The 14,599-nt window shown below is 65.3% G+C and carries 14 protein-coding genes and 2 pseudogenes; 13 read left to right on the forward strand and 3 right to left on the reverse strand.

Going from position 1 to position 14,599, the window contains the following annotated elements; all coding sequences use genetic code 11:
• From CCR95_RS11565 to CCR95_RS11580, 4 genes are all read left to right on the forward strand, one after another.
• Positions 1 to 1,454: TOMM precursor leader peptide-binding protein (locus CCR95_RS11565; RefSeq protein WP_201094451.1), on the forward strand; the 1,454-nt coding region annotated here is incomplete at its 5' end.
• Positions 1,455 to 1,495: 41 nt separating this feature from the next.
• Positions 1,496 to 1,780, forward strand: coding sequence for a hypothetical protein (locus CCR95_RS11570; RefSeq protein WP_201094452.1), 285 nt, complete (start codon positions 1,496 to 1,498; stop codon positions 1,778 to 1,780).
• Positions 1,770 to 1,934: a hypothetical protein gene (locus tag CCR95_RS11575; protein ID WP_201094454.1), complete on the forward strand. Its 165-nt coding sequence runs from the start codon at positions 1,770 to 1,772 to the stop codon at positions 1,932 to 1,934. The genes CCR95_RS11570 and CCR95_RS11575 overlap by 11 nt, the downstream gene beginning before the upstream one ends.
• Entirely contained in the window at positions 1,931 to 2,293 is a 363-nt protein-coding gene (locus CCR95_RS11580) for a hypothetical protein (protein ID WP_201094456.1), read from the forward strand. Before CCR95_RS11575 ends, CCR95_RS11580 begins: the two co-directional genes overlap by 4 nt.
• Positions 2,294 to 2,312: 19 nt before the next feature.
• Here the strand turns inward: CCR95_RS11580 and CCR95_RS26580 are convergent.
• A pseudogene (locus CCR95_RS26580) lies at positions 2,313 to 3,547 on the reverse strand (ISAzo13-like element transposase-related protein).
• Positions 3,548 to 3,714: 167 nt separating this feature from the next.
• Between CCR95_RS26580 and CCR95_RS26340 the strand changes: the two are divergent.
• The 7 genes from CCR95_RS26340 to CCR95_RS11620 all read left to right on the forward strand — a co-directional run bounded on the left by CCR95_RS26340 (position 3,715) and on the right by CCR95_RS11620 (position 11,970).
• Positions 3,715 to 4,407 (forward strand): IS1595 family transposase, encoded by a 693-nt coding sequence (locus CCR95_RS26340; RefSeq protein ID WP_420825655.1) that lies wholly within the window; start codon positions 3,715 to 3,717, stop codon positions 4,405 to 4,407.
• 265 nt (positions 4,408 to 4,672) lie between these two features.
• A complete protein-coding gene (locus tag CCR95_RS11595) occupies positions 4,673 to 5,992 on the forward strand; it encodes an ATP-binding protein (protein ID WP_201094458.1) in 1,320 nt (439 codons plus the stop codon).
• 13 nt (positions 5,993 to 6,005) lie between these two features.
• The gene (gene hisC, locus CCR95_RS11600) at positions 6,006 to 7,112 is read left to right on the forward strand and encodes a histidinol-phosphate transaminase (RefSeq protein ID WP_201094459.1); all 1,107 of its coding nucleotides are present in this window, start codon (positions 6,006 to 6,008) and stop codon (positions 7,110 to 7,112) included.
• A gap of 2 nt (positions 7,113 to 7,114) precedes the next feature.
• Complete coding sequence (locus CCR95_RS11605) at positions 7,115 to 8,314, forward strand: MFS transporter (protein ID WP_201094460.1); 1,200 nt, start codon at positions 7,115 to 7,117, stop codon at positions 8,312 to 8,314.
• Positions 8,307 to 10,646 carry a xanthine dehydrogenase family protein molybdopterin-binding subunit gene (locus tag CCR95_RS11610; protein WP_201094461.1) on the forward strand — a complete coding sequence of 780 codons (2,340 nt, stop codon included), beginning with the start codon at positions 8,307 to 8,309 and terminating at the stop codon, positions 10,644 to 10,646. Before CCR95_RS11605 ends, CCR95_RS11610 begins: the two co-directional genes overlap by 8 nt.
• Positions 10,643 to 11,119, forward strand: a complete 477-nt coding sequence (locus tag CCR95_RS11615; RefSeq protein ID WP_201094462.1) for a (2Fe-2S)-binding protein — start codon at positions 10,643 to 10,645, stop codon at positions 11,117 to 11,119. Before CCR95_RS11610 ends, CCR95_RS11615 begins: the two co-directional genes overlap by 4 nt.
• On the forward strand, positions 11,116 to 11,970 hold the full coding sequence (locus CCR95_RS11620) for an FAD binding domain-containing protein (protein WP_201094463.1): 855 nt from the start codon (positions 11,116 to 11,118) through the stop codon (positions 11,968 to 11,970). The genes CCR95_RS11615 and CCR95_RS11620 overlap by 4 nt, the downstream gene beginning before the upstream one ends.
• On the opposite strand, the gene CCR95_RS11625 is transcribed toward CCR95_RS11620, so the two are convergent.
• Both CCR95_RS11625 and CCR95_RS11630 read right to left on the reverse strand, forming a co-directional pair.
• Entirely contained in the window at positions 11,967 to 12,767 is an 801-nt protein-coding gene (locus tag CCR95_RS11625; RefSeq protein WP_201094464.1) for a BadF/BadG/BcrA/BcrD ATPase family protein, read from the reverse strand. The two genes, CCR95_RS11620 and CCR95_RS11625, sit on opposite strands and share 4 nt — an antisense overlap.
• Positions 12,767 to 13,282 (reverse strand): BadF/BadG/BcrA/BcrD ATPase family protein, encoded by a 516-nt coding sequence (locus CCR95_RS11630; protein ID WP_276570256.1) that lies wholly within the window; start codon positions 13,280 to 13,282, stop codon positions 12,767 to 12,769. The genes CCR95_RS11625 and CCR95_RS11630 overlap by 1 nt, the downstream gene beginning before the upstream one ends.
• A 314-nt stretch (positions 13,283 to 13,596) precedes the next feature.
• On the opposite strand from CCR95_RS11630, the pseudogene CCR95_RS26345 reads away from it, so the two are divergent.
• Together CCR95_RS26345 and CCR95_RS11635 are read left to right on the forward strand one after the other, a co-directional pair.
• Positions 13,597 to 13,755, forward strand: a pseudogene (locus CCR95_RS26345) (hypothetical protein); the annotation flags it as partial.
• The gene (locus CCR95_RS11635) at positions 13,731 to 14,564 is read left to right on the forward strand and encodes a transposase (RefSeq protein ID WP_242523200.1); all 834 of its coding nucleotides are present in this window, start codon (positions 13,731 to 13,733) and stop codon (positions 14,562 to 14,564) included. The pseudogene CCR95_RS26345 and the gene CCR95_RS11635, both read left to right, overlap by 25 nt.
• Positions 14,565 to 14,599: the final 35 nt, after the last annotated feature.

Below are 14,599 nucleotides of genomic sequence, written 5' to 3' on the forward strand. Positions count from 1 at the left end.
TGGCGATGCGCACCCATCGTTTGCTGGTCGATCCCGCCTGTCCGGTGTGCGGTCAGTCGTCCGCACCGGAGCCGCGTCCCGTGGCGCTGGTCTCGCGCAAGGTGCATTTCATGCAGGACGGCGGACATCGCAGCGTCGCCCCGGAACAGACGCTGCGCGACTACGAGCCCCTGGTCAGTCCCATCGCCGGTGTCGTGAGCCAGCTTACGCCAGTCCACGCGGCCCAGGGCATCGCGCACGTCTATGTCGCCGGACACAATTCGGTCTTGCGGTTGGACTCGCTCGCGCATCTCAAGCGCGGTCTGCGCAATGCCAGCGCGGGCAAGGGGGTGACCGAGACGCAGGCCAAGGCGAGCGCGCTGTGCGAGGCCATCGAGCGTTACAGCGGCGGGCGGCAGGGCGACGAGACGATCGTCACCGCCAGCGTTCGCGAGATGCGCGAGCGCCACGGCGACGCGGTGATCCACCCCAACGCGGTGATGGGCTACAGCGCCCGCCAACTGGCCGAACGGGACGCCTGGAACGCGAAAGGCTCCAAGTTCAACCGCGTCCCCGAACCGCTCGACGAGACCCTGCCGATCGACTGGACGCCGGTGTGGTCGCTGACGCAGGAAGGGTACAAATACCTGCCGACCCAGTTGCTCTATTACGCCTCGCCGGCCAGCGCGGACTGCGACCGCTTCTTCGCCATGGGTTGCTCCAACGGCAACGCCTCGGGCAATAACCTGGAGGAGGCGGTGTTGCAGGGCTTGTTCGAGCTGGTCGAGCGCGATGCGGTGGCGCTCTGGTGGTACAACCGGCGGCGCGTGCCGGGCGTCGACATCGCGAGCTTCGGCGAACCCTATCTGCTGGATCTGGCGGAGCATTACGACGGACTCGGGCGCGATACCTGGGCGCTGGATGTCACCAGCGACCTGGGGATTCCGGCCTTTGTCGCAGTGTCGCGATTGCGCGACGGATCCCAGGAGCGCCTGCTGTTCGGTCTGGGGTGTCATCTGGATGCGCGGATCGCGCTGCAACGCGCCTTCGCCGAGATGAACCAGATGCTGGGTCTGGCAAGCGAGGGCCAGGAGGCGGGCGAACTGCCCATCGAGGATGCCGAGACGCTGTACTGGCTGACCACGGCGACCCTGGACAATCAGCCCTATCTGGCCCCCGATCCGGCCACGCCGCCGCGCGCGCTGGCGGATTTTCCCAAGCGTCACAGCGGCGATCTGCTCGCGGACATTGCCACCTGCCGCGCCATCGTCGAAGCGCGCGGGATGGAGGTGCTGGTGCTGGATCAGACCCGCGCCGATGTCAGGATGCCGGTCGTCAAGGTCATCGTGCCGGGGCTGCGCCATTTCTGGGCGCGTTTTGGGCCGGGGCGGTTGTACGAGGTGCCGGTGGCCATGGGCTGGCTGGAACGGGCGCTGACCGAGGATGAACTCAATCCAATTCCGATCTTTTTTTGAACCGCGCGCGAGGCGCGTCAACGAATCAGGGGGACGCAAGAATGACGGTTGCGGACATGCTGAAACAGGCTGGCGAGACTGAATCGCAGGTGCTCAAAGAGCATCTTATCTTGCTCGCACTCTCCAAGATCAGTCGGTATGAGACGGAGTGTGCACTCTTCGAGGCCAAATATGCCGAACCGTTCGACGCCTTCCAGCGGCGCATGCTCGCCATGAAAAACCAGGAAGATTTCGCGGCCGATGACGACCTGCTGGATTGGGAGTTTGCCGATCGCGCGTTGCGCGGATGGCATGAAAAACTGGGCGCGCTACGGCATGCTGATTGATCTGATTGAGCAATACAGCGCCATCGTCCAATCCTGGACGGTCACGAATTTCGACCGGGAAGGCGAAGACTTCAGACTGAAGGGCGCTGAACTGGCGCTGGTTCTTGAAGAGATCGCCTTGTCGATCGATACCTATGGACACTCATCGCGATGAATTCCAATTTCCACCTTCGTTTTTGCCCTGGCGCGCGTCTCCTCACCGAGGGTGAGGACTGGTTGATCGCCCGAGGCGTGGAGTCGGCGTTGCGCCATCGCGCGCCCGGTCCGGCGGCGCGCACTCTGCTGCAAGCGCTGGCCGAGACCGGTGGGCTGGCCGATGATCTGATCGCGCGCGCTCAGGCGGCCGAACCGGACGTCGCGGGCGCGACTTTGTATTACCTGCTGAATCGCCTGGAACAGCGCGGACTGCTGTCCTATGGCCTGGTTCAGGAGGGACAGCGCCTGGCGACCCTGGAGCCGATGACCCCGGCTTTTCGGCTCGCGCCGCTGGAGGCCGACTCGGTGGCGCCTTAGGCGATTTACGCGAAAGAACTTACCCGCAATCGGGCCGGATAAGAATGTCCCATTTGGGCAAGTTGGGGTTGCGTTCCAAGCGCGCTTCGACCCCTTTCATGGCCCCTTTGGTGAGGGTAACGCCTTTCGCATAGACCTTGCGGCTGATGTCCACGAGGGGTTTGATCCCCTTCCAGGTCATGCTCTTGGCCCATTCAAGTAGCGTGGTGACATCCACCAATTGCGTGCCGTTCCAGTGTTGCTCCAGAATGCCCCAGCAACGCTCGACCGGATTGTCTTTGCTGTGGTACGGCGGGTCATAGAGGAGTTGGATCGGGAGACCGATGGTGTCGGCAAACGCCACCATCCGGTGGAGAAACTGGGTGCGTCGGCCACTGCTTTCCGGACCGTTGTCGAGCTTGATCTGGAGCAAGGTCACGTCGTCGCGTTCGGCCAGCGGGAGTTGTTTCCACCAGTGCTCCAAACTGTCGACGATGAAATCGCTGGTCTTGGCGGAACTGCCAAAAAGCAGGGCCAGTTGCGCCGTGTCCTCATCAATCATGCCAAAGGGCGTGTCTTTTTCCTTGCAGCCCATGTCATGATCGGCCGCCTGGTTGTCTCCCCGCGTCTTGCCGCCACGGGAATCGGCGCCAATGTTGACGGTGGCCTTGCAATCGATACGGATGCGCTTGGTGGTGTCGTCCGTCATCGACTGACCGTCTTTTTCCTTGATGTTGGCGAAGATCGCGTCGGTTTCAGGAATTTTTTTTGGGGCTTGGCCTTCAGCACCGGGCGTCGCCGGTCGCCGTTGCGGTTGAGCACCTCTGCCATCGTCGTCGCAGAGGGCAGCATGTCTTCGGCAAAGCCGCGTTGATGCAACTGCTTCAGCGCTTCCCCCGCCGTCAATCGGGTGTACGACAACGCGGTGCGGAAGGTGGGATCCTGTTGCGACTGCGCCCGCGCCAAGTCCCACAAGACGCTTGCCACGTCCGGGTGCTGCTCCTCCCAGAGCCGTTTGCCACAGAAGGCGTCTTGTGCGCCCAGACAGGTCACGCCGGTGCGCTGCTCATGAAGGCCGAGTTGGACAGTTTTGCGGCCCCAGCCGAACACCCGCTCTGCTTGGCGGGCATGGCCCGCGCAATCTTTCAGTGTCATCTTGGCCTGGAAGGCGCGACGCGTGGCTCCTGTCATACTCGAACTCGCGAATTGCAAATCTTCGATTTGCGAGGGAAGCAATGTCAGGACCGTCGGTTCGGTTTCGGAGGGCACGGGCATTCTCGATCATGTCAGTCTGTTGGAGGCTTATGTGGCCTAAACGGGTAAATTGTTACTCGGAAATCACCTAAGATAGGAAATAATAAGAAGGATAATTCCGGTCACAGACCAAAAGATCCTCCTCTTTTGTTCACTTTAAATGCCGAATCGCTAAAACGGTATGGGCCATGTTGCATCGGCTGCGTTCGGTGCTGGTGCGACCGGGCAGGGATCGGCTGAGCGGAAGGGTGGAGGTGGATGAGACTGACATCGGTGGGGAAGAGGCGGGATTGCCGGGCGGACGCGCCCATGGCAAGAAAGTTCTGACTGGCATTGCCGTGGAAATCCTGGAACCAAAAGGGTTCGGCCGATGCCGGATGCGGCCGCTAGCCGATGCCTCGGCGGCCTCACTTCATCCCTTCGTGACAGACTTCGTCACGCCGGGAGCCACGGTCATCACCGATGGCTGGTCAGGCGACTGTGGGCTGGATCAGCTCGGCGACGTTCACCAGCGGCGCAGTCAACGTGCGGCTCGGGTCGGTTCGGAAGACGCCGAGGATCTGCTGCCTGGAGTACACCGAGTCGCTTCGCTGGCCAAGCGATGGCTGCTGGGTACTCACCAAGGCGCCGTGGACAGGGCGCACCTGGCCAGCGACCTGAACGAGTTCGTCTTCCGCTTCAATCGTCGCCGTTCTCTCCGCCGCGGGATGGTGTTTTACCGAGTGCTCGAACTCGCCGTTGTGCATGAACCGGTGCGTGACAAAGATCTCGTTGCAGCCCAGCGACCACGGACAGTTCCACCCACGTCACCAAAGGCGCGCGGACATCCAACAAGCCTCGAACGCCCTCCGGCAGACCGTCCATGGAGAAACTCCAGTTAAGTGGAGAGCCCGGAAACGGCTATATCTCTGCTTCGAGACCTGGAGTGACTTGATGACGTTCATGCTCGCCAGCTTCGAGCTGCCAGCCCCGAAGCCAAAAACCGGCTGAAAATGCCAAAATGAGAATTGCTGGAGGATCAGGGCGCTGGTATCCCACGCGCGATTTCCGGTTTAGAATCGTCGGTACCAACGGCTGACCCGCGAAGATGCAAAGTGCTTCGGGGGACGCTCGGTCCAGCCCATCTCAATGGGGTTGTATGCATCCATGGACACCGCCTCCGCCAATCGCGCCTCTACCGCACTCGAGATCAGTGTCGAGCCGCGTTTCCTGCCGCTGCTCACCGCCTATGTCGAGCTGTCGGCGCTGGCCTTGGGGCTCGGCGAGCGTGAGGCACTGGCGTTGACGCTCGCCGCCGAGGAGATCCTGACCTATCTCGCGAAGGGTGAGACCCGGGCACGGGCGCTGCGCGTCGCGTGCGAGGGCCGAGGCTATCAGGTCAGCCTCGCCTTCGTCCTGGACACCGAGGCGCTGGATCTGCGCTGGCTCAATTTGACCTCACGGGTCGCGCTCGATCTCGATCAGGAGGATCTTGCGGACGCGATTGGCCTGCTGATCGCGGCGCGGATCGTCGATCGGCTCCAGTTATCCAGACACGCGGGCGAGCTGCGCCTGGTTCTGAGCAAGGACAAGGTCTATCCGGAGCCCGCAGCCGCCGCCGCCCTACCCGCCGCGGATCCAGCCGTGACCTGCCGCGCGCCCGACGCGGCGGAGCTGAATCTTCTGCTCCAGGGGCTGCACGGCCAACTGGGCGAGGACTTGCCGCTGGATCTCGCGCGTCCCGGTCGCATGCTCGACATGGTGGCCGCCGGGCATTACCAGGCCTGTATCGCGGTCGATCCAGCCGGGCGGATCGGTGGTGGACTCTTCTGGCGCTGGCGCAACGAACGGCTGGTGGAGTGTCTCGGACCCTATCTGCCCGGCCAGCCGTCGGCCACGGCGCGACTCCTGCTGGAGCACCTCCTGGGCCGTCTGGCCCGTTCCTCCTGCATCGGGCTGCTCAATCGACATCCCGTGCCGGTGCTCCCAGATGGCTTTTTCGAGATCCTGGGAACCCTGCGGCACGACGCGGCGGATGGCAAGGCGCTGGAGATCCCGGTGCACTACCGACATCTGGAGGAAGACGCCGGGGCGGTGAGTTGGACCCATCCCGTGCTGCGTGCCTTTCTGATTGAGGAGTACGCCCGGCTTGCCTTCGCCCGCGATCTCTACGAAGTCGCCGACGAAGGCGAACTGGCCTCCTCCCACGCCGTGTTGGCGGCAACACTGAACCGCGCCGCGAGCGAGGCCAGGCTGGCGCCGCTCTGGTGGGGCGCGGATGCGCCGGAGGTGGTGCGCGAGCATGTACGGGTGCTGCGCCAGGAGGGTCTGCGCAATCTCCTGATGGAGCTGGACCTGGGGCTGTCCTGGCAGGCGCGCTTCGGTCCGGCCCTGCTGGACTGCGGATTCGTGCCGCGCGTGCTACTGCCCCATGCGGGACAGGGCGATCTCCTGACCCTCCAGCACGATGGACAGGGTCGGCCATGAGACCATTTGCGTCATGAACCAGCCATCGCTGGAGCGACTGCAACCCCAGTACGTCCGCCACTTCGAGCCCTATACGCCGAGCAAGCCCGACGCCGAGCTGAAGCGGCTCTATGGCTGTGAGCACCTGCATCGGCTCAACAATAACGAGAACCCGCTCGGTCCGCCGCTCCTGGCACAGGCCGTGATCCGTGACTTCGCGCCGCCGCGCGCCGCCCTCTATCCGAGCGGCGACGCCTATGACCTGCGCCGCAAGCTGGCGGCACGCTTTGGCAAGCAGCCGGACCAGTTCCTGGTCGGGAACGGGGCAAACGAGGTGATCGCCTTCGTCATCAAGGCCTTCTGCGAGCCTGGCGACAACATCCTGACCGCCGACCGGACCTTCGCAGTCTATGAGTGGGTGGCCACCTTCTCCGGGATCGAGCCGCGACTCATCCCGCTGCGCGATCTCGCCTTCGACGCCGAGGCGATGGCGGCGGCGATCGACGCGCGGACCAAGGTCGTGTGCGTCTGCAACCCCAACAATCCAACGGGCACCTATTGGCGATCGGACCGGTTGCGATGGCTCCTGGAGCGCATCGACGGGCGCTGTATCCTGGTGGTGGACGAGGCCTATTGCGAATTCGTCGAAGCCGATGACTTCCCCGATGGCATGCGGCTGATCGACCAGTATCCCAACCTGGTGGTCTTTCGCACCTTCTCGAAGATGTATGGACTCGCCGGGCTGCGCATCGGCTATCTGGCGGGTCAGCCGGAGGTCGTACACGCGATTCGGCGAACCTGCATCGTCTATTCCGTCAACACCCTGGCCCAGGCTGCCGCCGAGGCCGCGCTGGACGACGACGACCATCTGGAACGCACGCGCGCCCTGGTGCGCGAGAGTCGGGTCTTCCTCACGGCGGAACTGCGGGCGCTCGGCCTGCCGTTCGTCGCTGGCGAGGGCAACTTCGTGATGCTCCGCCTGCCCATGGGCGACACCCTGGCCTACCGGCGCCTGATGCAGCAGGGGTTCATGATCCGCGCCATGACCGGCTTTCGCTTTCCCGACTGGATTCGCGTCAGCCTCGCCGGTCTGGAGGTCATGGAGGGATTCGTGGGCGCGCTGCGGACACTGGTGCGCTGAGCATGGGCGGCGTCGCGCGTCCCTTGTTGAATCGGGAGTTCGTCCTGCTGTGCGGGATCTCCTGCTTCGCCTTCTGCAACATGGCGGTCTTCTATGGGTTCTACGGCCATCTGGAAGCCATCGGCATCCCGCCGGCCTGGCGCGGCTGGCTGCTCGGCCTGGAGCCCTTCACCGCCTTCGCGCTGCGCCTGTTTCTCATCCCGGTGATCAGCGTCGCCAACGCGGCGCGCGCCCTTTTGATTGGGCTGCTGCTCCTGGTGCTGGCCCTGGTGAGCTACCAGTGGGCGCTCACGGTGCCCTGGCTCATTCCCTTGCGCATCCTGCATGGCGCGGCCTTCGTGCTGCTGGTCTCCGCCAGCATCACCCTGGTGGTGCGCTTCATCCCGGAGGACCGCAGTGCCCAGGGATTCAGTCTCTTCAGTCTGGCGAGTCTGCTGCCCTATGCACTCATGCCGCCTCTGACCGAGTGGCTGTTGCCCCAGGTCGCGAGCGCCGCCGAGATCTATGCGGGGGTCGCGTGGCTGGCGCTGCCGGCGATCCTCCTGCTGCTCCAGGCGCGCGGTCGCCTGCGTGCCGCGGTGGCCGACATGGACGCGACCCTCACGCGCCGCCCCGATCGTCAGACCTTGCGCGAGGTCCGGCGCCAGTCCGGGGTGCCCCTGCTGCTCGGCGTCAGCCTCTGCATCTATCTCGGCTACAGCGCCGTCTTTTATTTCATCAAGACCCTGGCGAGCCAGTTCGGCACCGAGGGCGTGGGCCTCTTCTTCATGCTCTCGACTGGTGCCATGATCGCGACGCGACTGCTCGGCAGTCTCGTGCTCGATCGGTTGCCGAAGCTCCTGGCGCTGCGGCTCGCCCTGGCGGGCCTGGCGTGCTGCGTTCTCGGGCTCGCCCTGGCCGATGCCAGCCTCTGGCTCACGCTGCTGGCGATTCCCTATGGGATCACCGTCGGCATCGCGCTCCCGCTGCTGAGTGCCGCGATTTTCTTGACCTCGACGCCTGCGCTGCGTGGCGTCAACACCAACCTGGGGCTGTTCACCATGGATGCCGGATTCTTTCTCACCCCCTGGCTCGGCGGCGCCTTACTGGCTGCGGGCGGCACGGTGGGCCAACTGCTGGGCCTCTGTGCCGCGCTCCTGGTGATCGCCCTGGCCCTGCTGGCGGTCGTCCGCCTGCCGGCGGGGGAGGGGCGCCATGACTGAGCGGAGCGCAAGACCCGAGCTGGGACCGCCGCAGTCACCCATGCTGGAGATTGGCGCCTCGGTGCCGCGCGCCGATGCCTGGGCCAAGGTCATCGGGGCGGAGCATTACGCGATCGACCACTACCCACTGGGGCTGCTGTGGGCCGGTGCCAGACGCGCGGGTCTGGCCCATGCGCGGCTGCGTGGCGTCGCGATTGAGGCCGCGCGTGCGCTGCCGGGGGTGGTCGCGGTGCTCACCGCCGCGGATGTCCCCGGCACCAATCGCCAGGGAATCGTCCACAAGGATCAGCCGGTGCTGGTCGAGGACCATGTCCGCCACTGGGGCGATCCGGTCGCGCTGGTGCTGGCGGAGGATCGCGAGACGCTGCGCCGGGCGCTTGCGCTCGTCGAGCCCGACCTGGAGCCCCTGCCCGGTGTCTTCGACATCGCGGCGGCGCTGCGTCCCGATGCCCCGACCCTGCACCCGGGCGGCAATGTCCTGCTGGAGGCCGAGATCAGCACCGGCGACACGGCCTCGGCCTGGGACGTCTGCGCGGCGATCGTCGAGGGGACCTTCGATCTGCCGTTCCAGGATCACGGCTTTCTGGAGACCCAGAACGGCGTGGCCCAAGTGGAGCCGGACGGGATCCTGACGCTGACCGTCTCGACCCAGGCACCCTTTCGAGACCGTTTCGAGATTGCCCATGCCCTAGGCCTGGATCCCCTGAGAATCCGCGTGATCAGCCCCTATCTGGGCGGCGCATTCGGCGGCAAGGACGGCGCCACCGTGCAGTGTCTGCTTGCACTGGCGGCGCTGCACGTCGGCGGACGCCCGGTGAAGATGGTGTGGGAGCGCGAGGAGTGCATGATCGCCGGTTACAAGCGCCACGCGGCGCGTCTGTGCTACCGGCTCGGGGCACTGACCAATGGCACCCTGCATGCACTCGACTGCCAGCTCTATTTCGACACCGGCGCCTACGCGCATCTCGGCGGTGAGGTCATGGAACTGGGTCTGGAGCACGCGGGCGGTCCCTATCGCATTGCGCATACCCGGATGCGGGGCTGGGCCGTCTATACCAACAACCCCATCGGCGGGGCGATGCGCGGCTTCGGCGTCTGTCAGGCGTCGTTCGGCTTCGAGCGGATGCTGGATCGCCTGGCCGCCGCGCTGGGGCGTGACCGTCTGGATCTGCGCCGACAGAACGCACTGCGCCGGGGCGATCGCAACGCCGCAGGGGTCACCCTGGTCCATTCCACCGGTCTCGCGGCCTGCCTGGAGACGCTAAGCCGCCATCCGCTGTGGCTGGAGCGCGACCGTTGGCCCGACCAGGCACCGCCTCTCAAGCGGCGTGGTGTCGGGGTTGCGGCCGTCTTCAACGCCATGGGCTACGGGCGCGGCCTGCCGGATGCCGCCATCGCCAAGATCGCGCTGACGCCGGACGGGCGCTTTCGCGTCGATTCAGCCGTTTCGGACATGGGCCAGGGCAACGCCAGCGCCTTCGCCCAGATCGCCGGTCAGATCCTCTGCCAGCGGGCCGATGCCATCGAACTGGTGCAACCGGACACCGCGCGGGCGTTGCCATCGGGGTCTTCGTCCGCCGGGCGCACCACCTACAGCTACGGCAACGCCCTGGTGCGCGCCTGCGAGGCCCTGCGCGCCAAACTGCTGCACCGGGCGAGTCTGTTACTCATGGTCGACGAGCCGAGCGGTCTGGCGTTGCTCCCTGGACGGGTGCGACACCTGCCGACAGGCCGCGATCTCCCGCTGGCACGGCTCGCCGCCATGCTGCCAGAGACCGATCGGGTCAGCATCGAGCAGTTCGTGATGCCGGTCTCCCAGGAGGTGCCCGACACCGGCAAGGCCTTCGTCATCGGCTTCCCCCATGTCCTCTTTGCCTATGCCGCCCACCTCGCCTATGTCGAGATCGACACACTCACCGGCAAGCTGGAGGTGTGCCGCTATCTGGCGGTCACCGATGGGGGGCGGGTGCTCAATCCGCGCAACTTCGATCAACAGATCCAGGGGGCGGTGGCGCAGGGCATCGGCTATGCCCTCTGCGAGGAGCTGCGATTGCAGGAGGGACGGATACTCAACCCGGACTTCGCGCGCTATCTCCTGCCCACGAGCCTGGATGTCCCGGACATCGCATCGCTCGCCGTCGCGACGGTGGAGGACACCGGACCCTTCGGCATGAAGGGAATCGGCGAGGTGGGGATCAACGGCCCGCTTCCGGCGATCGCCAGCGCGGTCGAGGCGGCCTTGGGTCGCTGCCCGAGCCAGTCACCCCTGGAGCCGCGACGCCTGGTGGCCGAGGTCGCGGCACCTTCTGCATCAGACGACGCGCCGCGATGAAGATCCATCTCATCCTCAACGGCACACCCCGGGAGATGAAGGTCGCGCCAGACCGGCGCGTCGTCGATCTGCTGCGCGAGGATCTGGGTCTCACCGGCGTCAAGGAGGGCTGCGGCTCGGGCGAGTGCGGCACCTGCACCATCCTGGTCGATGGCGAGGCGCGGTTGTCCTGCCTGCTGCTCGCGGCGCAACTGGACGGCTGCCGTCTCACCACGATTGAAGGACTCGCCCAGGATGGTCGGTTGCATCCGGTCCAACAGGCCTTCATCGACCAGGGTGCCGTGCAGTGCGGTTATTGCACGCCTGGTATGATCCTGGCTGCGGTTGATCTGCTGAACCGCCAGCCACACCCGACCCGCGAGGCGATTCGCGTCGCTCTGAGCGGCAACCTCTGTCGCTGTACCGGCTATCAGATGATCGTCGATGCGGTGGAGACGGCGGCGCGGCGGATGCGCGAGGGGGAGGATGCATGACCCAGGTACTCATTCCGACCAGCCTGCCCGAACTCTGGTCCGCCCTGCGGGAGCAGCCGTCCGCCCACCTGTATGCCGGCGGCACCGATCTCTTGGTCAAGCGCCGCGCCGGGCTGCTCGACCCCGCGATCCTCATACATCTGGGCCGCATCGACGCACTGCGCGGTGTCACCGCGGATGACGACGGGCTGCGACTGGGTGCTGGCTGCACCCATCGCGAGCTGCTGGAAGATGCCCAGGTGCGTGCGGTCTTGCCGGTGCTGACCCAGGCGCTCCAGACGCTCGGCTCACCGCCTATCCGCGCCATGGGCACCCTGGGCGGGAATCTCTGCACCGCCTCGCCGGCGGGCGATACCCTGCCGCCGCTCTACGTGCTGGACGCCGAGGTTGAACTCTGGAGCGCCGGGGGCGAGCGCCGCCTGCTGCTGCGCGACTTCATCCTCGGCCCTGGGCGGACAGCGCTTCAATCGGGCGAGATCCTCGCCGCCGTTCGGGTCCGGCGCGCACCGCACGGGTCGGTGCAGCACTTCGAGAAGGTCGGACTGCGCAATGCCCTGGCCTGCTCGCTCGTCAGCCTGGCGGCTCTCGTTCAGACCAACCCCGCGGGTCGCGTGAAGCATGCGGCCTTCGCCTGGGGCAGCGTGGGACCGACCGTCATCCGGGTTCCAGAGGTGGAACGCCACCTGATCGGCCAGCCACTCTCGCTGTCGGTCCTCAGTGAAGCGGCCGTCCTGGCGAGACGCGCGGTCGCACCCATCGACGACCTGCGCGCGGACGCGGACTACCGCCGCCAGGTCGCCGGGAACCTGCTGCTGCGGTTGGCGGAGACGGGATCGGCTCCCGAGCGCTAACGGCTGCGGCGCTGTCGCCAGCCACCCCAGAGCGCGGCGCCGATCGCGCCGGCATTGACGGCATGATCGGCGACCCGCAGATCCAGCCTCAGCCCGCGCTCGGTGAGGTTGGTCTCCAGTGCCCGTCGAAGCCCGCGGCCACTGGCCAAACCGCTGGTCAGGACCAGGGGCGATTGCACCGGCATCCCGGCGATCAGCTTGACGGCGCGCCGCGCGATCATGTCGTGGATCGAGCGGATGATGTCCGGCAGGGGGATGCCTCGTGCGACCATGTTGATGATGTCGGTCTCGGCCAGAACGGTGCAGACCGTCGACAGGCGGGGCGGATGCGTCGATTCCAGTGAATGCTGCGCCATCTGTTCCGGACTCAGTCCCAGATAGCGGGCGATGTTCTCCACAAACTGCCCGACCCCAGAGGCGTATTGGCCGGTCATGCGGTAGTCCGCCACCCGGCCACGGGCATCCAAGGCGATGGCCCGCAGGTGCAGCGCGCCCAGGTCGAGCAGGGCGCGCGCTTCGGGGCAGGACTGGCGGGCCGCGCGGGCATGATAGGTCATGACGAAGAAGTGCCCCGTTCGCTGTGGCACGGCGCTTTCGTCGCCGGTCGCGGTGATGGCGTCGAAGCAGGACGCGGGAAAACTGGCATGCTCCGCCGCCGCGAAACAGGCCCGCACCACCGCCTCTGGGCTGCGCTTGCGGATCCGCTCGAGGTGAGCAAAGCGCGGCGGCCCGCTGCCCGACGGGTCGAGGACCACCAGCTTGACCGCGCTGCTCCCTACATCGCAGCCGCATAGCATCAGAGTATCTCCAGCGCCATCAAGGCACCGCCATAGGCCCCGACATAGATGGAATCGGGGTGAAGATTGATGAGGATGTCCGGATAGTGGCGTGGCATCAGTTCAACCAGCAAACGCTGGATGGCTGGATTCAGCGCCACGCCGCCGGTCATGGCGAATTCATCGCGCACGCCCCCGCAGCGGGCCAGGAGCGAGAAGGCGCGCAGCAGAATGGCGCGATGGGCGCCCATGAACACCGCCTCGGTGTGCTCGCCCGCATGCAGCAGCCCGCGCAGCTCGGCGGCGGCGAAGACCGTGCAGGTGGAGGTCACCGGAACATGGTGGCAGGCGGCGCAGGCCAACTCACCCAATGCGGACAAGGACACGCCGAGTTCCTCGGCGACATAGCCCAGGTACCGCCCACAGCCGGCGGCGCAGCGATCGTTCATGGCGAAGCCGGTCACCCGTCCATGGTCATCGAGCTGAATGGCCTTAGGATTTGGCCGAGAATAATTTCCTTGAATGGTCGCCGCCAACTGAGGCTAGTACAGCGGCGCCAAAGTCACTGTAAGGGCTTTGGCGTTCAATGGTACCCTATTGACTTTCATGTTCGCACAGTACAGTCAGTATGATTGGCCAACCCCGTTACCGCATTAACCTGCTTGCGTCAGAACGGACCACGCTCGAAGCCCTGATCCGCCAGCAGACCACCCCCCAACATCTGGCGAAACGTGCCCGGATCATCCTCCTTGCCAACGGCGAGGCGGCCACCAACCGGGCCATCTCCGACCAGTTGGGGGTGACTCAGGCGGAGGTGACGACCTGGACGAAGCGCTGGATCGAGCGGGCGATGGATCCCCTGGCGGAGCGACTGGCCGATTTGCCCCGCAGCGGGCGTCCGGACACCATCACCCCCGAGCAGTGGTGTCAGATCCTGGCGTTGGCCTGTGAGCCGCCGGAGCAAGACGGTCGCCCCATCACCCATTGGGCGAGCCGGGAACTGGCACAGGAAGCGATCCGGCAAGGGATCGTGGCCCGGCTCTCGGCCGGCTATCTGCGCAAAGTGTTAAAAAAAAGGATTTGCAGCCGCACCGCAGCCGCTATTGGCTCAACGCCAAGGCCGATGAACGCAAGGATGAACGCATCGCCGACATTTGCGACGTGTACCAACGCATTCCCGGCACCTCCGACGAGATCGCCTTCAGCGTCGACGAAGCGACCGGAATCCAGGCCCTGGAGCGCCTCGCGCCGGACTTGCCCCTGTCGTTCGGAAAGCCGCTCGCCCGTGAATTCGAGTATGCCCGACATGGCACCCAAACCCTGATCGCCGCCCTGCACATCGCCGTTGGCTCCGTCTTCGCCCACTGCGGAGACACCCGCACCGAAAACGATTTTTGCTTTTTTATCATTGCGTTGCTCAAAACCTATCCCGGCTACCGGAGGTATCACGTGGTGCTTGACCAGCTCAATACCCACAAATCCGAAGCCCTGGTGCGTCTCACGGCGACCCTCAGCGGAGTGGATGTCGACCTCGGTGTCAAAGGCAAACGCGGAATCCTCCACTCGATGGCCTCGCGCGAAGCGTTTTTGTCTCAGGCCGACCACAACGTGGTCTTCCATTACACCCCCAAGCACGCGTCCTGGATGAACCAGATCGAAATCTGGTTCGGCATCCTGGTCAAAAAGGTGATCAAGCGCGGGCACTTCCTGTCCAAGGAGGACTTGCGTGCCAAGTTGCTGGCCTTCATCGCCTACTTCAATGCCACCATGGCCAAACCTTTCCGTTGGACGTATCAAGGGAAACCGTTGATGGCATGAGCACCATTACAAAGATTTGAGCGCCGCTGTACTAG

The organism is Thiocystis minor, from assembly GCF_016653465.1.
Taxonomy (GTDB): Bacteria; Pseudomonadota; Gammaproteobacteria; order Chromatiales; family Chromatiaceae; genus Chromatium; species Chromatium minus.

Coding starts and splice junctions, on each gene's coding strand:
- CCR95_RS11570 (WP_201094452.1), top strand. CDS start 1,496: ATGACGGTTGCGGACATGCTGAAACAGGCTGGCGAGACTGAATCGCAG.
- CCR95_RS11575 (WP_201094454.1), top strand. CDS start 1,770: ATGCTGATTGATCTGATTGAGCAATACAGCGCCATCGTCCAATCCTGG.
- CCR95_RS11580 (WP_201094456.1), top strand. CDS start 1,931: ATGAATTCCAATTTCCACCTTCGTTTTTGCCCTGGCGCGCGTCTCCTC.
- CCR95_RS26340 (WP_420825655.1), top strand. CDS start 3,715: ATGTTGCATCGGCTGCGTTCGGTGCTGGTGCGACCGGGCAGGGATCGG.
- CCR95_RS11595 (WP_201094458.1), top strand. CDS start 4,673: ATGGACACCGCCTCCGCCAATCGCGCCTCTACCGCACTCGAGATCAGT.
- hisC (WP_201094459.1), top strand. CDS start 6,006: ATGAACCAGCCATCGCTGGAGCGACTGCAACCCCAGTACGTCCGCCAC.
- CCR95_RS11605 (WP_201094460.1), top strand. CDS start 7,115: ATGGGCGGCGTCGCGCGTCCCTTGTTGAATCGGGAGTTCGTCCTGCTG.
- CCR95_RS11610 (WP_201094461.1), top strand. CDS start 8,307: ATGACTGAGCGGAGCGCAAGACCCGAGCTGGGACCGCCGCAGTCACCC.
- CCR95_RS11615 (WP_201094462.1), top strand. CDS start 10,643: ATGAAGATCCATCTCATCCTCAACGGCACACCCCGGGAGATGAAGGTC.
- CCR95_RS11620 (WP_201094463.1), top strand. CDS start 11,116: ATGACCCAGGTACTCATTCCGACCAGCCTGCCCGAACTCTGGTCCGCC.
- CCR95_RS11625 (WP_201094464.1), bottom strand. CDS start 12,767: ATGCTATGCGGCTGCGATGTAGGGAGCAGCGCGGTCAAGCTGGTGGTC.